General features: G+C 32.2%; 26 protein-coding genes and 1 tRNA gene. 15 read left to right on the top strand and 12 right to left on the bottom strand.

Annotated elements, in window-relative coordinates; translation table 11 throughout:
- Window positions 1–212: 212 nt before the first annotated feature.
- Window positions 213–884 (top strand): A24 family peptidase C-terminal domain-containing protein, encoded by a 672-nt coding sequence (locus tag STK_RS12475; protein ID WP_198429827.1) that lies wholly within the window; start codon window positions 213–215, stop codon window positions 882–884.
- On the opposite strand, the gene STK_RS12480 is transcribed toward STK_RS12475, so the two are convergent.
- Window positions 881–1,165 (bottom strand): hypothetical protein, encoded by a 285-nt coding sequence (locus STK_RS12480; protein ID WP_052846756.1) that lies wholly within the window; start codon window positions 1,163–1,165, stop codon window positions 881–883. The genes STK_RS12475 and STK_RS12480 overlap by 4 nt on opposite strands.
- A 322-nt stretch (window positions 1,166–1,487) precedes the next feature.
- Between STK_RS12480 and STK_RS12485 the strand changes: the two genes are divergently transcribed.
- From STK_RS12485 to STK_RS12495, 3 genes are all read left to right on the top strand, one after another.
- Entirely contained in the window at window positions 1,488–2,189 is a 702-nt protein-coding gene (locus STK_RS12485) for an IS6 family transposase (RefSeq protein WP_010980343.1), read from the top strand.
- Window positions 2,190–2,412: 223 nt separating this feature from the next.
- Window positions 2,413–2,503: transfer RNA gene (locus STK_RS12490), tRNA-Arg, on the top strand.
- 25 nt (window positions 2,504–2,528) lie between these two features.
- Window positions 2,529–2,801 (top strand): hypothetical protein, encoded by a 273-nt coding sequence (locus tag STK_RS12495; RefSeq protein WP_052846757.1) that lies wholly within the window; start codon window positions 2,529–2,531, stop codon window positions 2,799–2,801.
- Here the strand turns inward: STK_RS12495 and STK_RS12500 are convergent, their stop codons facing one another.
- From STK_RS12500 to STK_RS12545, 10 genes are all read right to left on the bottom strand, one after another.
- Window positions 2,802–3,140, bottom strand: coding sequence for a transcription factor S (locus STK_RS12500; RefSeq protein ID WP_010980344.1), 339 nt, complete (start codon window positions 3,138–3,140; stop codon window positions 2,802–2,804).
- Between the two features lie 21 nt (window positions 3,141–3,161).
- The gene (locus tag STK_RS12505; RefSeq protein ID WP_052846758.1) at window positions 3,162–3,410 is read right to left on the bottom strand and encodes a hypothetical protein; all 249 of its coding nucleotides are present in this window, start codon (window positions 3,408–3,410) and stop codon (window positions 3,162–3,164) included.
- Window positions 3,397–3,678 (bottom strand): DNA-directed RNA polymerase subunit L, encoded by a 282-nt coding sequence (locus STK_RS12510; protein ID WP_010980345.1) that lies wholly within the window; start codon window positions 3,676–3,678, stop codon window positions 3,397–3,399. Before STK_RS12510 ends, STK_RS12505 begins: the two co-directional genes overlap by 14 nt.
- Window positions 3,668–4,237: an exosome complex RNA-binding protein Csl4 gene (locus STK_RS12515; protein WP_010980346.1), complete on the bottom strand. Its 570-nt coding sequence runs from the start codon at window positions 4,235–4,237 to the stop codon at window positions 3,668–3,670. Before STK_RS12515 ends, STK_RS12510 begins: the two co-directional genes overlap by 11 nt.
- 5 nt (window positions 4,238–4,242) lie before the next feature.
- Entirely contained in the window at window positions 4,243–5,241 is a 999-nt protein-coding gene (gene dph2 / locus STK_RS12520; protein WP_010980347.1) for a diphthamide biosynthesis enzyme Dph2, read from the bottom strand.
- Window positions 5,238–5,768, bottom strand: a complete 531-nt coding sequence (locus tag STK_RS12525; protein ID WP_052846759.1) for a 50S ribosomal protein L16 — start codon at window positions 5,766–5,768, stop codon at window positions 5,238–5,240. Before STK_RS12525 ends, dph2 begins: the two co-directional genes overlap by 4 nt.
- A 232-nt stretch (window positions 5,769–6,000) precedes the next feature.
- On the bottom strand, window positions 6,001–6,252 hold the full coding sequence (locus STK_RS12530) for a KEOPS complex subunit Pcc1 (protein WP_052846760.1): 252 nt from the start codon (window positions 6,250–6,252) through the stop codon (window positions 6,001–6,003).
- Complete coding sequence (locus STK_RS12535) at window positions 6,236–7,258, bottom strand: hypothetical protein (protein WP_010980349.1); 1,023 nt, start codon at window positions 7,256–7,258, stop codon at window positions 6,236–6,238. Before STK_RS12535 ends, STK_RS12530 begins: the two co-directional genes overlap by 17 nt.
- Window positions 7,243–8,151, bottom strand: a complete 909-nt coding sequence (locus STK_RS12540) for a lysylphosphatidylglycerol synthase domain-containing protein (protein WP_010980350.1) — start codon at window positions 8,149–8,151, stop codon at window positions 7,243–7,245. Before STK_RS12540 ends, STK_RS12535 begins: the two co-directional genes overlap by 16 nt.
- Window positions 8,152–8,157: 6 nt before the next feature.
- On the bottom strand, window positions 8,158–9,021 hold the full coding sequence (locus STK_RS12545; RefSeq protein ID WP_010980351.1) for a HesA/MoeB/ThiF family protein: 864 nt from the start codon (window positions 9,019–9,021) through the stop codon (window positions 8,158–8,160).
- A 68-nt stretch (window positions 9,022–9,089) separates the two neighbouring features.
- Here STK_RS12545 and STK_RS12550 point away from each other — a divergent pair, with 68 nt between their 5' ends.
- Genes STK_RS12550 through STK_RS12595 form a run of 10 tightly spaced genes read left to right on the top strand, consistent with a single transcriptional unit; the run spans window position 9,090 to window position 18,427 of the window.
- A complete protein-coding gene (locus STK_RS12550) occupies window positions 9,090–9,911 on the top strand; it encodes a transketolase (RefSeq protein WP_010980352.1) in 822 nt (273 codons plus the stop codon).
- On the top strand, window positions 9,880–10,821 hold the full coding sequence (locus tag STK_RS12555; RefSeq protein ID WP_010980353.1) for a transketolase family protein: 942 nt from the start codon (window positions 9,880–9,882) through the stop codon (window positions 10,819–10,821). Before STK_RS12550 ends, STK_RS12555 begins: the two co-directional genes overlap by 32 nt.
- The gene (locus tag STK_RS12560; protein WP_010980354.1) at window positions 10,822–11,847 is read left to right on the top strand and encodes a chorismate mutase; all 1,026 of its coding nucleotides are present in this window, start codon (window positions 10,822–10,824) and stop codon (window positions 11,845–11,847) included. It abuts the gene before it with no gap.
- Window positions 11,848–12,840 (top strand): 3-deoxy-7-phosphoheptulonate synthase, encoded by a 993-nt coding sequence (gene aroF / locus STK_RS12565; RefSeq protein WP_010980355.1) that lies wholly within the window; start codon window positions 11,848–11,850, stop codon window positions 12,838–12,840.
- Window positions 12,837–13,895: a 3-dehydroquinate synthase gene (gene aroB, locus STK_RS12570; protein ID WP_010980356.1), complete on the top strand. Its 1,059-nt coding sequence runs from the start codon at window positions 12,837–12,839 to the stop codon at window positions 13,893–13,895. The genes aroF and aroB overlap by 4 nt, the downstream gene beginning before the upstream one ends.
- Window positions 13,883–14,665: a shikimate dehydrogenase family protein gene (locus STK_RS12575; protein ID WP_010980357.1), complete on the top strand. Its 783-nt coding sequence runs from the start codon at window positions 13,883–13,885 to the stop codon at window positions 14,663–14,665. Before aroB ends, STK_RS12575 begins: the two co-directional genes overlap by 13 nt.
- On the top strand, window positions 14,643–15,815 hold the full coding sequence (gene aroC / locus STK_RS12580; protein WP_010980358.1) for a chorismate synthase: 1,173 nt from the start codon (window positions 14,643–14,645) through the stop codon (window positions 15,813–15,815). Before STK_RS12575 ends, aroC begins: the two co-directional genes overlap by 23 nt.
- Complete coding sequence (locus STK_RS12585) at window positions 15,788–16,570, top strand: shikimate kinase (protein ID WP_010980360.1); 783 nt, start codon at window positions 15,788–15,790, stop codon at window positions 16,568–16,570. Before aroC ends, STK_RS12585 begins: the two co-directional genes overlap by 28 nt.
- Entirely contained in the window at window positions 16,554–17,780 is a 1,227-nt protein-coding gene (gene aroA / locus STK_RS12590) for a 3-phosphoshikimate 1-carboxyvinyltransferase (protein ID WP_010980361.1), read from the top strand. Before STK_RS12585 ends, aroA begins: the two co-directional genes overlap by 17 nt.
- On the top strand, window positions 17,777–18,427 hold the full coding sequence (locus tag STK_RS12595) for a type I 3-dehydroquinate dehydratase (protein ID WP_010980362.1): 651 nt from the start codon (window positions 17,777–17,779) through the stop codon (window positions 18,425–18,427). Before aroA ends, STK_RS12595 begins: the two co-directional genes overlap by 4 nt.
- Here STK_RS12595 and STK_RS12600 read toward each other — a convergent pair.
- Window positions 18,379–18,681 (bottom strand): Rieske (2Fe-2S) protein, encoded by a 303-nt coding sequence (locus STK_RS12600; RefSeq protein ID WP_010980363.1) that lies wholly within the window; start codon window positions 18,679–18,681, stop codon window positions 18,379–18,381. The genes STK_RS12595 and STK_RS12600 overlap by 49 nt on opposite strands.
- A 161-nt stretch (window positions 18,682–18,842) precedes the next feature.
- Between STK_RS12600 and STK_RS12605 the strand changes: the two genes are divergently transcribed.
- A complete protein-coding gene (locus STK_RS12605; protein ID WP_052846761.1) occupies window positions 18,843–19,130 on the top strand; it encodes a hypothetical protein in 288 nt (95 codons plus the stop codon).
- The last annotated feature ends 1 nt before the right edge of the window (window position 19,131 follow it).

Consider the following 19,131-nt stretch of genomic DNA (forward strand, 5'->3'; position numbering starts at 1 on the left):
ATGTATAAATTGTATAAGCAATATTAAATTTTGCAGTTCGTAGTAATACGAGAGAGTAAGAAATTTAAGTTAAAGTTAAAAATTTAAGTTAAGGGGTATCTAGCCCTCAGACAGCCCCGTAGTGGGTAGAGTGAGGAGGGCTTCCTGCCGTGTAATGGGTGCATAGATCCTTGGAGCTGGTTTATATAATTCAAATATTACTAACAAGCATAATGCTTATTCATACATCATTTTTAGATCTAAAAACTAGAGAGATTGATCTTAAAATTTGGTTAATTTACTCTCCCCTTGTTATATTATTCATTTTCGAATATCATAACTTATCACTTTTTCTATATTTATACTCAGTAATAACTACTAATCTTCTTATATTGATTTTTTATTGGCTATCCTTGATGGGGGGTGCTGATTTATTTCTCTCACTAATTTTATCGTTTAGTAACGCTTCTGTAAGACCACTTTTTTACTCAGAGTTATCTATTATAGGTTTAGAACCATTAACTATTTTGTTATATTCTTCTATCTTTATTTTCCTCTCTGGTTTATTTAATTTTGTAAAAAATTATAAATATACATATAATTATCCACTTACTACTAGGATTGTATTAGCCTTATCTGGAAAGAGGATTACAGTGAGAGAATTTCTGAATTCTAAATTTCTTTTTCCGTTAACTCAAATTGATGAAAAGAATGGTGTAACTACTCTAAGAACTACTTTTTCCGTAGAAGAGGATGATGCTGAGTGGAGGAAAAAATTTAAGGAGTACGTAGAAAAAGGGCTAGTAAAAGAAGATGACTATATATGGGTTATGTGGGGGGTTCCAGTTATACCCTTTATTGCTTTAGGTTATTTCATAAGTTTAGTCATCGGTCTCCCAATTTAGATTCTTAAAATATAGTACAAAATTATAAGACCCAAAAGACTAAGAGTTGCTATTGCCATTGAAGGATAAGCATACATAGGATTATCATATGAAGACCACATCATAAATGCAGAGAATATAACTAATTCCTCTAATACTAGGATTGAGCCTAGAAATGACAAAGCAATAGTTAACCTTGTTTTACTGTATTTTCTTACTTGAAAAAGTTCAAATGCTATTAACCCAGCAATAACTATAGATATCATTGCTATAGTGATGTTAATGAGCCATATGTGTATCATATATATTTTAACCTTAACCCGTATCTTTTAAATTTTTGCCAAGATCAATAGATAAAGTGAAACATTATCTTATAATACCTTATGCCTATTTTCTCTTTCAACTTTTTTAAAGGTATATGAATATTACATTATTTTATCATTGTTACTCTATATAGTGATAGTACTATTTAGTTTATAGTTAAGTACATATACTACCCATTTTCTCAGTGTGGACAACAATTTCGTTCATTTGAAATAAATTGTATTAATTGTTTTTACTTAGATGGAGAATTCATCGTAATACTTTTTTGGTGAGCACGGGGATTTTTCTTGGGGGTGAACGATGAACAACCCAACTAGATGGAGGACTCCCGTGCTCACCCAAGTTATTCTAATCCTAATGGAGTATATTAATCTTGAGCCTAGGTTTTATTCTAGTGAGGTAGTAGCTTTGGCTTTGGCTAGTTATCTCTCTGGTTTGTCTTCTTGGAGGACTTGTTTGCCTCATTCTACTTTGTTGTATTACTTGAGGAGGTTGAGTTGTGTTAGGTATGTGGTGCCGATTAGTGGTTTTTATGCGGTGGATGAGACTAAAATTATGGTGATTAGGGGGCAGTATTATTATGTGTGGATTGTGAGGGATGTGAAGACTGGTGCGATACCCTTCTTCATGGTGACGAGTTCGAGGAGTGGGTTGCACGTGCTGGTAGTCTTGACGAAGAATGTGGAAAAGGAGGCTGAGAAGGTGCTCAAAACGAGGATAGACAAGGTAGTATACATACATGATGGGGCAACAGTCTATAACGCATTCACTTGGCTAAACGTGGAGCACAAGAGGGTCAACGAGAGGGACTACGCAGAACAAGGGTTCAGGAGCTTAAAACATAGAATATCCTCAATGGATTTTCATTTTCCATGGAACACCAATAGGTTCACGCTCACAAGGTGGTTATCGGTGTTCTTCCTAGCTTATAACGCGCTTTACGCTCCAGTATATTTGTTAGACAAGGGGGTGATAATAAATGTAAATATTTCAAATGAATGAAATTGTTGTCCACACTCCATTTTCTTCTCTTTACTCATATATTTCTATTTGTGTGAAATAACTTTCATAGTTTGTCTAATTCTAAATTAACGCTAGTATTTTTATTATAGAACATATTATGAATTTTTTATGTTTAAGCAGATCAATAACCCCCTAATGACATTTTATATTAACTCTTTTTAAAGCGAAAAATCTTTAAGTCAGAATAAGAGTTAGAATCTGTGGACCCGTAGCTCAGCCAGGATAGAGCGCCGGCCTTCTATGTGAAGGCCGAAGTGAGCCGGTGGTCCCGGGTTCAAATCCCGGCGGGTCCGCTATACTTTTTATTAGGTGTTTATAATGCCATGGATATCTGCTAGATCTGCTGATAAATTAGTATATGGGCAAATAGTTAAACTACCTTTTGGTAAAAGGCTAAGAGTTGAGAGTTTTAAGGGGGATAGATGGATTGAGATTGTAAAAATTGATGAAAACAATTATAAAATAATAGAACACGGATTTAATAATCATGTCTATAATGTGACGGGGAATGATTTGAAGCGTATTTTAAAAGAATTATTTGAGGTAGAATTTCCGAGGAGTCATCAACTTAGAGTAGTAATTACATCATAGTTATTCATATTCTCTCCAAACTTTTCCACATTTTGTGCATTTATAAAATCTTGTTGGTGGCTCATCTGCTCTTCTAGTTTGCAGTATCCAAAAGTATGCCTCGTCATTTCCACAAGCTGGGCAAGTAACTCCTTTAGTTATTTGTGCTCCGGCTGGCGGAGCATCTCCGTCTACTACTAAAGTCTTTTCCTTTATTGAGTGTTTTACTACTGTTTTAATTTTCATTGATCCAGACGATGTGCTTTCCTCTTCATAACCACATTTTGGACATTTATACATTGTTTTCCCGTTATCTTTCTTAGGAACCATTATTGAACCACATTTTGGGCAGAATTTCATTTAAACCACCAATAGCTATATCTACCTAATTAATAGTTTATTTAGTTTTCGTTCAATTTTTTCTAATATACTCTTACAATATTCTTCTTTCTCTTTATCACTACTAATATCTTTAACCTCTCCAACTACACTAGAATTATAGAATTTCTCCCTTACAGCTTTTTCTTCTAGTTCAAAAAATATCTTTTCAAGAAATTTTCCTCTAAAAACGCATATAGCATATAATTTATCTGATTTTGCAATAACTGCTAATCTCCTACCTTTTTTCAATACTTTTCACTTCTTCGATGAACTTATTTGTGTCTTCTTCAGCAAGCTCTATTGCTTTAACAAGAGCTTCTTTTGGAGATATACTACCGTCTGTCATTATTTTTAATATTATACTGTCAATTAATGGGTGTGGCTTAGAATATGAAGCAAATTTTACTCCTGGGACTTTTAATAGGTAACCCTTTAGTAAGTTTCCTACTGTATGTTCCTCTCCATCTATTTGTAATTCTAGATAATTTTCTCCTGAACGTAATATCTTAATTTCCACCTTTCTTCACCATAACTAATGCTAATTTTCTTGTCTCAATATTACCACAGTTTGGACACCTTAAATGTTCTTCGTCTTTTTTAATCATTTTTGTACCGCAAATAGAACATTTAGCAAAAACTACGCCTAAATCCTTCTGTTTTATTGTTAAAGGAAGAGGTATGCTGAAATTTAATGGTTTTGCTCTTACAACATCTAATACTTTTAATGCTTCAGTAATACTATTAAGATATTTATTACTAATTTGAGAAATATGGATATACGCTGTAATAGGTACACTTATAATTTTGTCTTCTATCGAATAGATATTTACTAATGCAGAATCCTCTTTCATTCCATTAACTATTCCAAGGACGTATTTAGCTTTCTTTATAGATAATAATCCGGGTTTTTTAAAACTTATAGAATTAGTTTTTCTATTTATCATGTCATAAAATGCTTTACCGACTACGCTAGCATAAACTCTTCCTTCATACTCATAAGTTCCCTCACCGGCCATGAACTCTTCGATAACACTTAACTTATCGCCTGGTAGTAGTAATTCTCCTTGCTTTTTCATTTAACTCACCAGGGAAATATATATTTATCAAAGTTGTTAAGTATTATCATTTTAGCCTCACCTGGAGTCAAAACTGGTTTTTCAAAGTCATATAGGTCGTCTATTGGGAGTCTAGGACATGATGTTACTAAAAATACATCTAGAGACGGGCTTAAATTCCTGAGTACATCTTTTGTTAACACTCTATTGAGAAAAACATATATATTATATCCTTTTTCTTTAAGTTTTTTCTCAAAATATTTTACCATAAGTGGTCTGTTTTGTCCGTTCATAGCTCCCTGTATAATTCCCCAATTTCTTTTATCTATAGCTTCCATGATTTTTGCATATCTAATTTTTAATATTTTATAAACCTCTTTCGTAAGATCTTCTACTTTACCAGTATAAGGATCTATTTTTACTATAGGCTTTCCGGTGGCTAACCCCACTCCAAGGGCGTGAAATATTCCACCGGATATATTAACATACAAATCTGCGTCTACACTAGTAGCAGCCTTATAATCACATCCTAAAATTTGCCCATCAAACATGAAAACAGAAGAAGGTTTTCCTATTTTTACATCAAAATAATCAGATAGTTTTAGTGAAATCTTTCTAATTAATTTTATGTGTTGTACTGTAGCTGTTAAACTGATAGTTTTTGCCTCGTATTTCTTTCCAAAATTGATAACTTCATTTATTTGTTCATCAGTGATATCTAGGTTACTTTCGACTGGAACAAATAATGTAGGAAACTTAGGATAATACCAAGTATACGGAGTATGACCAAAGTGGATAATTAAATCTGCATTTATGTTTTTAGCCTCATCCTCAGCTATATCGCAAGCTCCCCAATTTGGATCTGAGGAAACTATGAAGTCTACGTCAGGCAAAAATTCTTTTAATTTCTCTATCACGAAAATAGAAAAAATCTTTAATCCTTCAGGAAATTGAAGAATAACTTTTTTTGCATTTCTTTTTCTGATTTCTTCTGCTATATATTCCTCCTGAAAATTATAGCTCACTGTACAACTGCCTCTTTAGGAATGGGAACGATATCTATTTTAGTTTTTAATGGAATCTTAGAAGCTGCAGCTTCAAATGCTTTCTTGGCTATTTCTAAATGTTCTTTCTTTACTTTTGCAATCATTATTATATCTCCTAATCTCTCAATTCTTGCGGCTGTTCCTATTGGTTTACCAAAAGATAATCTCATACCATCCTGCAATCTGTCTGCCCCAGCGAAAGCCATCATCTTATTCTCTCTGATAACATGATGAGGATACTTCAAAACTATTAGGGCAAAATTCTGGTCAGATCCAGTTTTATTAGTTAATTGTTTTAATGCAAGCACACGTGCCGCTTCCAGTGCATTATGTCTTATTTGACCTTTTTCTAAAGCAACTAGTCTAAGTTCATAATCATAATTTCCATTAACATTACCCATGGTAAACTTTGTTATTTTGGGCATTGGTACGCCTGGTATATATTCTTTTCTTGTATATGCTGGACCGGAAAAGTGACGGTAGCATCTACCTGGTCTAAGTGGCATGATATACACTTATGTCAGAAACTTTAAATAATTTACCATAATCTAACTTAACTATTAATAAGGTTCTAATTGTATAACTTTCTTGTTGTTTTATAACCTTTTAGATAATTCCATGTTTATATTAGTAAGTGTTAATAAAGAATCTAAAAATATTTAATTCTTAGCTATTATAATTTTTTATAAATTTTAGTTAATTTTATGTGAAAATAATGTGAAAACAAGCCTAGTATCTTTAGTGGGATAATTTCATTAACGTTTTCTCTATAGTCGAAATATGCTGCAATATTTCATCTATTGTATTTCTAAGTGTCAATACGTTTCTTGGCTCCATTATTTCCATGGATATTTTTATAATTATCTTATTTTCTTTGTTTAAGATATCTATATTCATACCTTTTGGTATATCTATATTGTCAACACTAATGCTATTTGATATTTCTTTAGCATAATTTGTATCATAAGTTATCTCAACCGTTATATTCAATTTTAACCAATCCCTCCTTTAAACTTGGAATTTGTAATCTACTTGTAAAAATTCCTTCCTCATTTTTTATAGCTACTGGCTTATTTCTCTTTATTTTCCCACTTTGAAGAAGGATAAGCTGTATAAGTGTGGGCGACTTGAGGTTGCTCTCTACTACATAATAGTTAGCTGTTTCACTTACATCTTTTATATAAAATCCTTTGCTTAACTCCTCTCTGAATTTATATATTAGCGTCTCAGCATAATTTGGGGAGATAACGAATTGGAATAGATCACCATTACCTTTTACGTCAAGAAAGTAAATGAGTGCAAATGCTAATTCAAGCGAGTCATATTCTAGGTAATAGGCCCTTTTTGTTATTATTTGTTCTCTGCTAAATTTTGGGTTTATTTTTAGTTCACTAGAGATTATTTTGTAAATAAGTGAATTTAATTTAGTTTCATCTATATCTTCTAGTTTATCTGTCTCTTGTATATTTATTTCCTTAAGCATTTTTATTGAATTTTCTCTATTCCCTGTAATATCTGGTATATACGGATCAAAGGACAACATTAGGGAAAAAAATAATGGAAGAGATTTATAATTGGGTATTTTTAGATTTTCTTCTAGTATAACTCCTAATTTTATAAGATCATTAAGTATATCTATCTCAAAGTCCGAGTAATTCCTTCTTTCAATAATTGTAGAAACCGTAATTCCAGATATAATAGGCAATATATCATCTATTGATAGAGGAAAAATTGAAACAAAGGAATTTAATCCTAGATAATAATGCTTTCCCTCAATACTAATAAATTTGCCACTGTTGTTCTTAATAAGCTGTATTTCGCAATCATCAGAAGAGAATGATATTGCGTTAACTTTTCCGTATTTGAATGTAAGAAAAGAAAATATTAGATCTTCTGGTTTGAAAGACGCTTTGATACATGTCCATTCTTTAGCTAATATCTTTGAAGTCAGTTCCCTTAACTCTTCTTTATTAGGCTCCTTTAGGAAGTTTTCCATATTTCTTTCACTTCTTTTTTCAAAACCTCAAGTTTAATTTCTTTTATATAGATAAAACCAAAGGAATATGAAACTAATTCAAGAATCCTAATTTGAATAACATAAATAGGTGGCAATATTGCAGAAAGAGCCAGCTCTGCTATTCCTGCTGCAGAAGGTATAGGTACTAGAGTTGCTACTAAATATGTCTGATTGACTAGGTAATCAAAAAGAAAATTCTTAAACAAAATATAAAATGGTAAAGATTGAATAAAATAACCTAATGCAGTTAAAAAAACAGAATAAGCAACAGTTTTCTTATTTTTGAGTTGTACTCTTAATACATCTTTTAGGTTTAAGTAACTTTCAGTTAAAGGTTTAAAAATCTTAAAATTAAATAATTTTTGCTCTATTTTATTTAGTTTGCCTGAAGTGAAATAAGCATATCCTAGACCACTACTCCAACCAAGAATATTTGCTAAACTCACCAATATAAGAATACTCTCTAGTGGGGTTAATTTGATCCAGAAGAGTAATAAGAATAGAACTGCACCTACATTTACATCATAAAAGGATTCATAAATAGCTAAAGTGAACGCTTTATCTAATTTTACATTTTTATGTACATAACTTATAGCTCTACTTAAATCTGGCCCAGCGGCTCCAGGTATTATGAGGCTTACAGCATTTCCAAGTAATCTAGCTTTAAATGCAGTATAATAATCTAAATTGGTTATTAATGAATCCCTATAAGAAACTACAAGAATTTGACCTATATAAGAAAGAAAAAATAACAATACGAAAATACGATTAATCTCAATTATTGCATTTATTATATTTATACGAAAAATTATAGAATATATTAGTATAACTACAATTGGTATAATCGCTGAGAGTGCTAATTTTTTATCCACAACAAATTATCTAGATACTTTCTTAAAACATTTATCGCCATAACAAATAATAATTCCATCTTTATTTTTCTCTATGTGGAAGCCATTATTTGGGCCTTCTTTTTCAACCTTAACTATTCCACATGCTGGTTTCTTTTCTTTGCTATTCAAAAATCTAAATTCATGCAAACTGCAAGCTTGACACTTTTCGTTTCTTTCTATTTTAATCTTATCAAATCTCATATTTCTAAAATCAAAATAATATAAGTTGTTATCCTCTTCCCCTCTTAGATGATTTAACATAAGTTGAACTTGTAAACTAGCTGTTGTAGTTACAATCGTATCTAAAGTACCTATAGTTTCACAAACATTCTCTTCTTCTCCCTCATAATTTAAGAAACAAGATAGGCACGCATTTTTATATGGCAAAACAAGTTTCACAGAAGAGTATTCTCCCATAACACCCCCATATATTAACGGTATAGAATGCTTTACACATGCGTCATTTAAAAGTAATCTAAAATATAAGTTATCTAGAGCATCAAATACATAATGTGAATCCTTCACTAATTCTTCTACGTTTGTTTCATCTATTATATCAGTTATAGCTTCTATTTCTACTTCGTTATTAATTTCTTTAGCTCTTTCTTTACAAACCAATGCCTTTGGTTTTCCAACATCTTTTTCCGTAAATAAGAGAGTTCTATGTAAATTACTAATTTCTACTATATCGGCATCTATGACTTTTATATATCCAACACCTATCCTAGTTAGTAGTTCTACTAAAGTAGACCCAAGTGCCCCACAACCTACAACGGTAACTTTCAATTCTTTTAACTTCTGTTGTAATTCAAGACCTAATACTAATAACTGCCTTGAATATCTTTCCATATACTATACTTCAAAAAAACTTATAATTAAGAATTGTTTATTATCCGCGGGGGCTTGGTTTTGCACCAATGGAAGGAGGGAGACGTGATGGAATTCCAATATCAATAGAGGAGCTAAATAAGTTAAAGAATATTGCTGAAAGAGCAAGAAGAAATGTAGTAAAGATGCTATTTTATGATCAAACAATCCATGTTGGTTCATCGCTTAGTAGTATAGAGATATTAACTACATTATTGTTTAGATATATAAGGGAAGGAAAGGATCCTATAAATAGGGATTGGTTAATACTAAGTAAAGGGCATGCAGCACCCGCATTATATGCTATTTTGGTAGAAAAAGGGTATATTAATGAAGATGAATTATGGAAAATCCAGGATATCTCTGGCCTATTACAAGGACATCCAGAAATTCATATACCTGGTATTGATATGTCTACCGGAAGTTTAGGACAAGGTTTAAGTTTCGGTATAGGTGTTGCCCAAGGAATAAAAATGAGAGGAGGAAATGGAAGAGTATTTGTAATAATGGGAGACGGAGAGCAAGATGAGGGTGAAGTTTGGGAAGCTATGACTCATGCAGTTACTAGAAAATTAGATAATATTATTGCATTCATAGAAATGAACGGTTTTCAGTTAGATGCTGCAACATCTGAAGTAAAACCAAAAGATTTCTTACCAGATGTATGGAAGGCTGTTGGTTGGAAAACGTTAAGTTGTGATGGTCATGATTTTATAAGTTTAATAAATACAATCGAGGAAGCATTAAAGGCAAAGGCTCCGGTAGTTATTTTTGCTAAGACAAGAAGAGGTATGGGATTCAAGGCGATAGAAAATACTGAAAAACAGAGGGCGAGTCCAGATGATGCAAAGAAGTACCTTACCAATGCGTGATACTTTCGGTAGATTATTAGCTGAATTGGGAGAGAAAAATAAAGATATAATAGTTATTACTGCAGATGTTGGAAACTCTACTAGAGCTATGTACTTTAGGGAGAAATTCCCAGACAGATATTTTAATGTAGGTATTTCTGAGCAGGATATGGTTAATTTTGCTGCGGGCTTATCGGTTACTGGTTTTAAACCGATAGTCGTTGGGTTTGCAATGTTTGTAATGAGAGCATGGGAGCAAATAAGAAACTCTATTGCTAGAATGAATTTAGATGTAAAAATAATGGTTACTCATTCTGGATATAGTGATAGTGGTGATGGTTCTAGTCATCAAGCCTTAGAGGATATAGCTTTAATGAGAGTGTTACCAAATATGAAAGTAATTATTCCAGCTGATTCGGAGGATGTAAAAAGGTCTTTACCAGTAGTAGTTAATGAACTTAGAGGTCCATTATATTATAGAATGGGAAGGGATTATACGCCAGTAATTACAGAAGGATTAGATTATGACTTTAAATTGGGCAAAGCTTACGTGTTAAGAGATGGAGAAGATTTAGCAATTATGGGTGCTGGAGTTGTTCTAGCTGATGCCTTAAAAGCTGCTGAGGAATTAGAAAAGATGGGTATAAGTGCTGCCGTTATAAACTTAATGAGTATAAAGCCTATTGACGAAGATTTAATAGAATATTATGCGAGAAAAACCGGGAGAATAATTACAATAGAAGAGCATTCTATATACGGTGGTATAGGTTCAGCTGTAGCTGAAGTTGTAGTAAAGAAGTATCCAGTACCAATGAGATTCATTGGTGCTATTACCTTTGGAAGATCTGCTAGGAGCGAGAGAGATTTACTTGATTTCTATGGTATAAATTATAAGTCTATCTTAAATGCGGTTATGGAATTAGTGAAGTGAATGAGTGCTGAAATTGATGAATTACGAAAAGAAATAGAAGCTATAGATAAACAAATATTAGAATTATTATCAAGAAGATTAAAAATTTCTGCTAAAATAGGAGAGATTAAGAGTAGAATAGGCAAAGATGTTACAGATGAGAAAAGAGAGCAGAAAGTCAGAGAGTATTGGTACAATTACGCTAGAAATTTAGGAATTCCAGATTCTATGGTAGAGAGTATTTTACCTATTTTATTTTCTTATTCAAAGATGGTTCAAATCAACCCTGGAAAAAAGAAAAACATTACAGTTATTGGATATGGTGGAATGGCAAGATCACTAATTTCTTTGTTCTCGTTAGTTGGTCATAATGTGGTCGTAACTGGTAGAAACAAAGAGAAAGCTGAAAGATTAGCTTCTGAATTTAAAGTAGTTTATATGGACTTAGATTCTGCCTTAAATTGGGGAGAGTACATAATTTTAGCCCTTTCTCCTTCTTCTTTTGATTACATTCTAAGAATTTCACCTAAATTCACAAGTAAAGTAGTAATGGATATTTTTTCTTCTAAAAATGAGATTTTTAAGGAATTAGAAAAATTATCTGAAATTTATTCTTTTAATTATATCTCTACTCATCCACTATTTGGTCCTATAACTTATCCAGTAGGAGAAAGAATAGTGATTATTCCTTCAAAAACATCCAAAAATGTTAATGAAATAGTAAACTTCTGGAGAGAATGTGGACTAAATACAACTGTTTCCACAGTTGAAGAACATGAAAAAGCCATGGCTATAGTACAAGTTTTAGCTCATTTTTACATTTTAGGTTTACACAGGAGCATAGATGAATTAAGAAAGGAGTTAGGTATAGAAAATCTTTCCAATTTTTATACGACCAATTTTAAAGAATTAAATAAAATTATAGAAAAAGTAAGCAACATTCTTCCAGTAATTTTAGAAATACAAAAATCAAACCCTTATGCTTATAAAGTTAGAGATATAGGAGTAAACGAATTACAAAAAATAAAAGAAGAATTGGGTGGTTAAATGATTTTCATATTAAGAGAAAAAGCGGATTATTCTGTATTAAGAGAAAAATTACAAGATTCATCTGCCTCTTATAAGTTTCTAGATCTTTATGGTAAAAAAATTGTAGTAGCATGGCCAGACGAATATGTATCAAATATTGTAGATCCAAGTATTGAAATAACAGTAAAACCGAAAAAGCCTTATCAATTAGTGAGTAATGAATGGAAAAAAGAACCAACAAAAGTTAAAGTGAAAGATGCTGAAATTGGAGATAATAAAGTAATAGTAGCCGCTGGACCTTGTGCTGTTGAAAACGAAGAACAAGTTTTAACAGTTGCTAAGGCAGTAAAGAGGGCTGGAGCATCGATTTTAAGAGGCGGAGCATATAAACCTAGGACTAGTCCTTATTCTTTTCAAGGTCTAGGAGAAGAAGGTTTGAAGATATTGAAAAAAGCATCAGAAGAAACTGGTTTACCTATAGTTTCTGAGATTATGGACACTAGAGATATAGAAATTTTTAAAAAATATGTAGATATGATGCAAATAGGGGCAAGAAATGCACAGAACTTTGACCTACTAAAAGAGGTTGGAAAAGCTGGTTTACCAGTATTACTAAAAAGAGGAATGGCAAATACTGTTGAAGAGTGGTTACTTACAGCTGAATATATATTATTAGAAGGGAATGGAAATGTAGTTTTATGTGAAAGAGGTATAAGAACTTTTGAAAAAGCTACGAGATTTACAATAGATATAGGAGGAATGGTTGCGGCTAAATTACAGACTCACTTACCAATTTGTGCTGATCCTAGTCATCCAGCAGGTAAAAGAGAACTCGTTCATTCATTAGCTTTGGCAGCAGTAGCTGCTGGTGCAGATATGTTACTTATTGAAGTTCATCCTCATCCAGAAAAAGCATTAAGTGATTCAGAACAACAATTAACCCCAGAGTCCTTTGAAGTATTAATGAATAGGATTAGGGCATTAGCTAATGCACTAGGTAGAACTGCATGAGGATAGTAAATGAGAATTTATGTAATAATGAGATTTCTATAGTAATTGGAAAAGGAGCCTTATCTGCATTAGAGGAATTAAAAGATAAGAAGGTTGCCCTTTTTTATTCACAAAAAATTGATCCCTCTAGAGTGAAGAGTCATCTGAAGAGTTTTATCGAAATACCAATTATTGACGGTGAAGGTGCTAAAGACATTCAATATGCATTAAAGCTTGTGAAACTTCTTTTTGAAAATGGCTTTGATAGAGGAGATTATGTTATTGCTTTAGGTGGTGGTACAGTAACAGATGTGGTAGGTTTTGTTGCGTCTATCTATATGAGAGGGATAAATCTAATCAATATTCCAACTACTCTTCTAGGTATGGTAGATGCGGCTATTGGTGGAAAGACCGGTGTAAATTTTGAAAATGTGAAAAATGTTTTAGGTACATTTTATCAGCCAACTATGATAATATCAGATTTAAATTTTTTAGAAACTCTTCCATTAGAAGAGATAAAGAAGGGCTTAGCTGAAGTTATTAAATATGGTTTAGTTCTAGATAAAGATCTATATGATTATCTGGCTATGAATAAAGAGAAGATTTTTGCTAAAGATGAAAGTGCATTAGAGGAAATTATATATAAATCAAGTGTAGATAAGTTTTCTGTAGTAAAGGCTGATGAAAGGGAGACAAAGGGTATTAGAATTGTATTAAATTTTGGTCACACAATAGGTCATGCTATAGAAGCAGGAAGCAACTTTACTGTACCGCATGGTTATGCTATATCTGTTGGCATGGTTTGCGAAGCTAAGATGGCCGAAGAAGTAGGGTATGCCGAAGAAGGAGTTGTAGAGGACGTTACATGGATATTGTCTCAATATGAATTACCTCTTACCGTGGACTCTCTTAATGCTAAGATTGATGTTAAGAAAGCTATTGATGCAATTACAAAGGATAAAAAAGTAAGAGGTGGATATGTAATGATGCCTTTTCCAACTAGGATAGGTGATTGGAAAAGAGTAGATGTACCGATAGAAACTTTAAAGGGGTTTGCAGAGCAATGCTTGAGATAAATTATGATACGAAACTTTTAGGTGTAGTTGGCGAAAATATATCATATACATTATCACCAGCGATACACAATTATTCTTTTCAAGAATTAGGTATTAATGCTGTTTATTTAGCATTTGATATAAAAAGTGATGAATTTAAAGAAATATTCCCTGGGTTAGTCAAAATAGCATATGGTTTGAATATTACTATACCTTATAAGGAAATTGCAATAAAATATGTAGAAGCTCAGAGTGAAGCAAAAAGAATTGGTGCAATAAATACTATTTTTAATGGCAAAGGATATAACACAGATTATATTGCAATTAAGAGTTTGGTACAAGAGAGAATAGATAAATTTGAAACGTGTACTATATTCGGTGCTGGTGGGGCAGCTAGGGCAGCTATTTTTGCTTTACATGATTTAGATTGCTCAATTAATGTTATAAATAGGAGTAAAGAGAAAGCTGAAAAATTAATAGAAGAAATGAGGAATAAAAATATAGAAATAAAAATTACATATAATTGCAAAAGTGATATAATAGTTAATTCGACTCCTAATCCAGATTTTGTTCCAGATGAGTGTGTTAATGGTAAATTAGTAATCGATTTTGTCTATAAACCAGTCATAACTTCATTGATCAAGAGGGCTCAGAATAAGAATATAAAAACAATAAACGGTATCGAAATCCTTGTAAGGCAAGCAATGGAAGCTGAAAAAATTTGGTTTGGAAAATCATTAGAAGATGAAGAAGTGGTGAATTATCTTTATGCCAGGAAACTCATTTGGTGAATTATTTAGAATAACAACTTTCGGAGAGAGTCATGGTCCTATGGTTGGTGTCGTGATAGATGGAGTACCAGCAGGATTACCAATAAAAAAAGAAGACATAGAATTTGAATTGTCCTTTAGGAGACCTGGTAGACAATTCGTTACTGGTAGAAGAGAAAAAGATGAACCAGAAATTGTTAGTGGGGTTTATAACGGAAGAACAACAGGTGCTCCTATTACTATTTTGGTTAAAAATACTGATGTTATCTCATCCTTATATGAAGAAATACATTACAAGCCTAGACCTGGTCACGCTGATCTCCCTTATATTATGAAATACGGGTTTGAAAATTGGGATTATAGAGGTGGTGGAAGGGCAAGTGCAAGAGAAACAGTTGGTAGGGTAGCTGCGTCTGCAATAGCAAAGAAGTTATTAATGTTAACTGATACATGGATTGCCGGGCATTTAAAAAGCCTAGGATATGTTGAACTGAATGAACCGGTAACTTTTGAAGAGGTTTTATGTTCAAAGTACAGTCCAGTTAGAGCTAGTAAGAAGTGGTTAGAGAAAAAATATGAAGAATTAGTAAAGCAAGCTACAGTAGAGGGTGATAGTTGGGGAGGAATAGCTGAAATAATAGTTAGAAATCCACCAATAGGCCTCGGAGAACCAGTATTTGATAAACTTAAAGCTGATTTGGCTAAAGCTCTATTATCTATTCCAGCCGTAATGGGATTTGAATATGGGCTAGGATTCAATGCAGCGAAGATGAAAGGAAGTGAGGCAAATGATGAAATAGTAAAGAAAGGAGATAAATACAGATGGAAATTTAATAATTCTGGAGGTATTTTGGGAGGTTTATCTACTGGAGAGGATATACTGGTTCGTTGCGCATTTAAACCTACTAGTTCCATAAGAAAACCCCAGAAAACAATAGATTTAAGGACTGGAGAGGAGACTACGATTTCTGTGATTGGAAGACATGACCCGGCTGTAGCCATTAGGGGTGTTTCCGTAGCTGAGGCAATGGTCTCTTTAGTTATTGTCGATCATGCAATGAGAGCGGGATATATTCCTACAGTTAGGATTTCAGATGATCAAATAAAAATAATAGAGGAAAGATGGAATAAGTATATTAGCTTATGCAAACCTACGCAGGTATCTCAGTAGTTAACGCTTTACCTAGCTGGTATGGTTCGTCAATGGCAGTAAATTTAACAGTTAGTGTAAGCATAAAAGAGGCAGAAAAATGCAAAAAGAATGATATACTTATAGATACTATTCTGAATTTCTTTCATGAAAAATATGGAATTCCATGCCTAGATATAAATGTAGAGTCACAAATACCAGAAAAAAGTGGTTTAAAAAGTAGTAGTGCTGTATCAACTGCATTAATTGGTGAAATATCTAAAAAGTTCGGAATAGAGATTGATGTTCCTAAATATTCAGCTATTTTATCATTAAAAGCTGGTGTTTCATACACTGGGGCTTTAGATGACGCAACATCATCATATTATGGTGGTGTTAGTTTCACTTATAATAAAGAATTTAAAATAATAGATATAAAAGATCCTCCAGAATTATCTGCAATTATATTGCCTAGAGGGGGTAGAAATATTAAGATAGATCTACAGAATCTTAAAAAATATAGATTAATATTCGAAGAAATATTTAGAGTATCTAGACAAAATATTGTTTTAGGCATGAAGTTAAATGGAATTCTTGTAGCAAATATTTTAGGTTATGATACAAATGAAATAGAAGTAGCACTTAAAAAAGGTGCTTTAGCGGCTGGAATAACTGGAAACGGTCCTTCAATATTTGCGGTAACAAAAATAGGTGAAGAAGGACCTATTGTAGACGCTTTATCAAAATTCGGAAACGTAATTGTAACGAGGTCTGTAGGGTATGTTAGTAGAGATTAATCCTTCAAAAATTTATGGGAAAGTTAAAGCCCCTCAGTCAAAAAGTTTTGGAATAAGACTAGTTCTATATTCATTATTAAAAGAAAGTAAGCTAGACAACTTAATACCTTCTGATGACGTTAATGTGGCTATTAATGTTGTTAAACAGCTAGGAGTTAGTGTTGAAGGCACTTACTTTAAGAGGGAAAAAGAGCTTGTAACCCCAAAATTTTTGTATTTCGGTGGTTCTGCAACGACATTAAGGATGAGTATACCAATACTTTCTGTTTTAGGTGTGGATACAATAATCGATGGAGATGAAACTTTGAGAAAAAGACCATTAAATGCTATTATTAAGGCATTAGAGGGTAGTGTTTCTTTTTCTTCGTCATTACTTCCGACAAAAATTAGTGGAAAGCTTAAGGAGAATTTTGTACGAATAGAAGGTGGAGAAAGTAGTCAATACATATCTGGATTCATCTATGCTTTTTCATTAGTAGGTGGTGGAGAAATAGAAATAATTCCACCTATATCCTCTAAGAGTTATATTTATCTCACAATCGAATTATTAAATAGTCTAGGCGGAAATATAAAAATGAAAGGAAATAAAATATACGTTGAAAAGGGAGATTTCAAACCTTATATAGGTAAAGTTCCAGGAGATTATGCTTTAGCTTCATTTTATGCTTCCTCCAGTATAGTTTCAGGAGGGGAAATTGTAATCGAGGACGTTTATGAGTTACCTAATTTTGATGGAGATCATTCTATAGTTAATTTTTATAAGATGATGGGGGCAGAATCTTATGTTAAAGATAATAAATGGATTGTAAAGAGTAGTGAAAAGCTAAACGGTATTGAGGTCAATGTTGATGATTATCCCGATTTAGCTCCTTCTATTGCATCATTAGCTCCTTTTTCTTCTTCACCTACAATTATAAAGGGTATAAAGAGACTTAAGACAAAGGAAAGTAATAGAGTTGTAACTATTTCAGAAACATTATCAAAATTTGGAGTAAAGGTAGAATATGATGAGGACAAAATCGTTATTTATCCTTCTGAAGTTAAAGCTGGTCATGTAATTTGTCCTAATGATCATAGGATAGCAATGTTAGCATCAGTTTTATCTTTTAAGTCTGGTGGTACAATTGAAAAAGCAGAATGTGTAAATAAGAGCAATCCAAATTTCTGGAAAGATTTAATTTCCTTAAATGGGAGAATAATAATAAGATGACTTTTGTTGTAGCATCTTTACCAATACGTAGTGAAAAGGATTTAGATAAAATTCCGCGATTATTAGATGCTGATTTTGTTGAGCTAAGACTAGATTACTCCACTTCTCTTCCAGAAATACAAGTTATTGAGAAGTATAAAGATAGAATAATTGTGACTATAAGAGATGTAGATGAAGGAGGAATAAACAAAATAGACCCAGAAATAAAAGCGGAGTATTTAATAGAATTAAATAAGAAAAATATACTATATGATGTTGAGGCTAAATTCGCTAAAAAATATAATATTCCGACTAGTAATAAAATTGTTTCAATACATTATCTAGATAGGGTTCCTTCTTACTCAGAAGTTTTTGAGTCACTAAGAGACTTCATAAAAGAAAGTTTTCTGTTAAAAGTTGCTGTAATTGGAAAAGATGGATATAAAGAGCTTTTATCAAAACTTCTGGAACTCGAGAAAATAGCTGTAATGCCTATTGGTGTTAATCCTTTAGAGAGAATAGCGTTTTCAATTTTGGGATCTAAACTGATTTATGGACATGCAGGCGAAGAAACAGCTAAGGGTCAATTTCATTATAAAGTTGCTAAGCAAATACTAGATTATTTAACTTCAATCTCTATTTCGTCTCCTTCAATTTTAACTGGATAAAGTTTTATAGGATTTTTAGTTGCACCCTTTATAGCTCTTCCGTCTTTCAGAGAGAAATGAGTAAAATGGCACTGACATATAAGTTCTTCCCTTATTACTACACCTACTTTTGATAAGTCGCATCCTAGATGCGGACATCTACTATCTAATGCATAGAAATTATTTCCACCTAAATATATTATTAGTATATCTTTACCATTAATAATAATTTTCTTTTTCTCTCCAACTTTGAAATCAGATTTTTTTAATCTCACAAATTATGAATATAGTTTAAATCCTTTAACCCTAATTCTCTAAATTGTAGTAATATCCCTTTTAAGTTACTAAGTATTTATAATATTTCATCAACTTTCATATGCAAAGTATTTATAATGTCAAAATCATATTATATAATAGATAGAAGAGGTGTAATAAGTTGAGTATAAATGAGGAAAAGCTATTAAATAAGATTGACTATAGGATAATAGAAATAAAGAATATTTCACCATCTGCAGAAGTCAGAGCAATAGTAATAACCAACAAACAACCATCAACTGAAATAGTAAATGATATTTCAACTATTGCAAAAGTAGAACTTGTAATGCCATTTCTTTCTACGGTTAAAGTAAAAGCAAAAGCTAAAGATTTACTTACTTTGGCTGAAAAGGATTACGTTAAATTCATTATGTTAGAAGAAGTTTTAGCTAAGCTTGAAGAATTTTAAA

Source organism: Sulfurisphaera tokodaii str. 7 (genome assembly GCF_000011205.1).
GTDB classification, from domain to species: Archaea; Thermoproteota; Thermoprotei_A; order Sulfolobales; family Sulfolobaceae; genus Sulfurisphaera; species Sulfurisphaera tokodaii.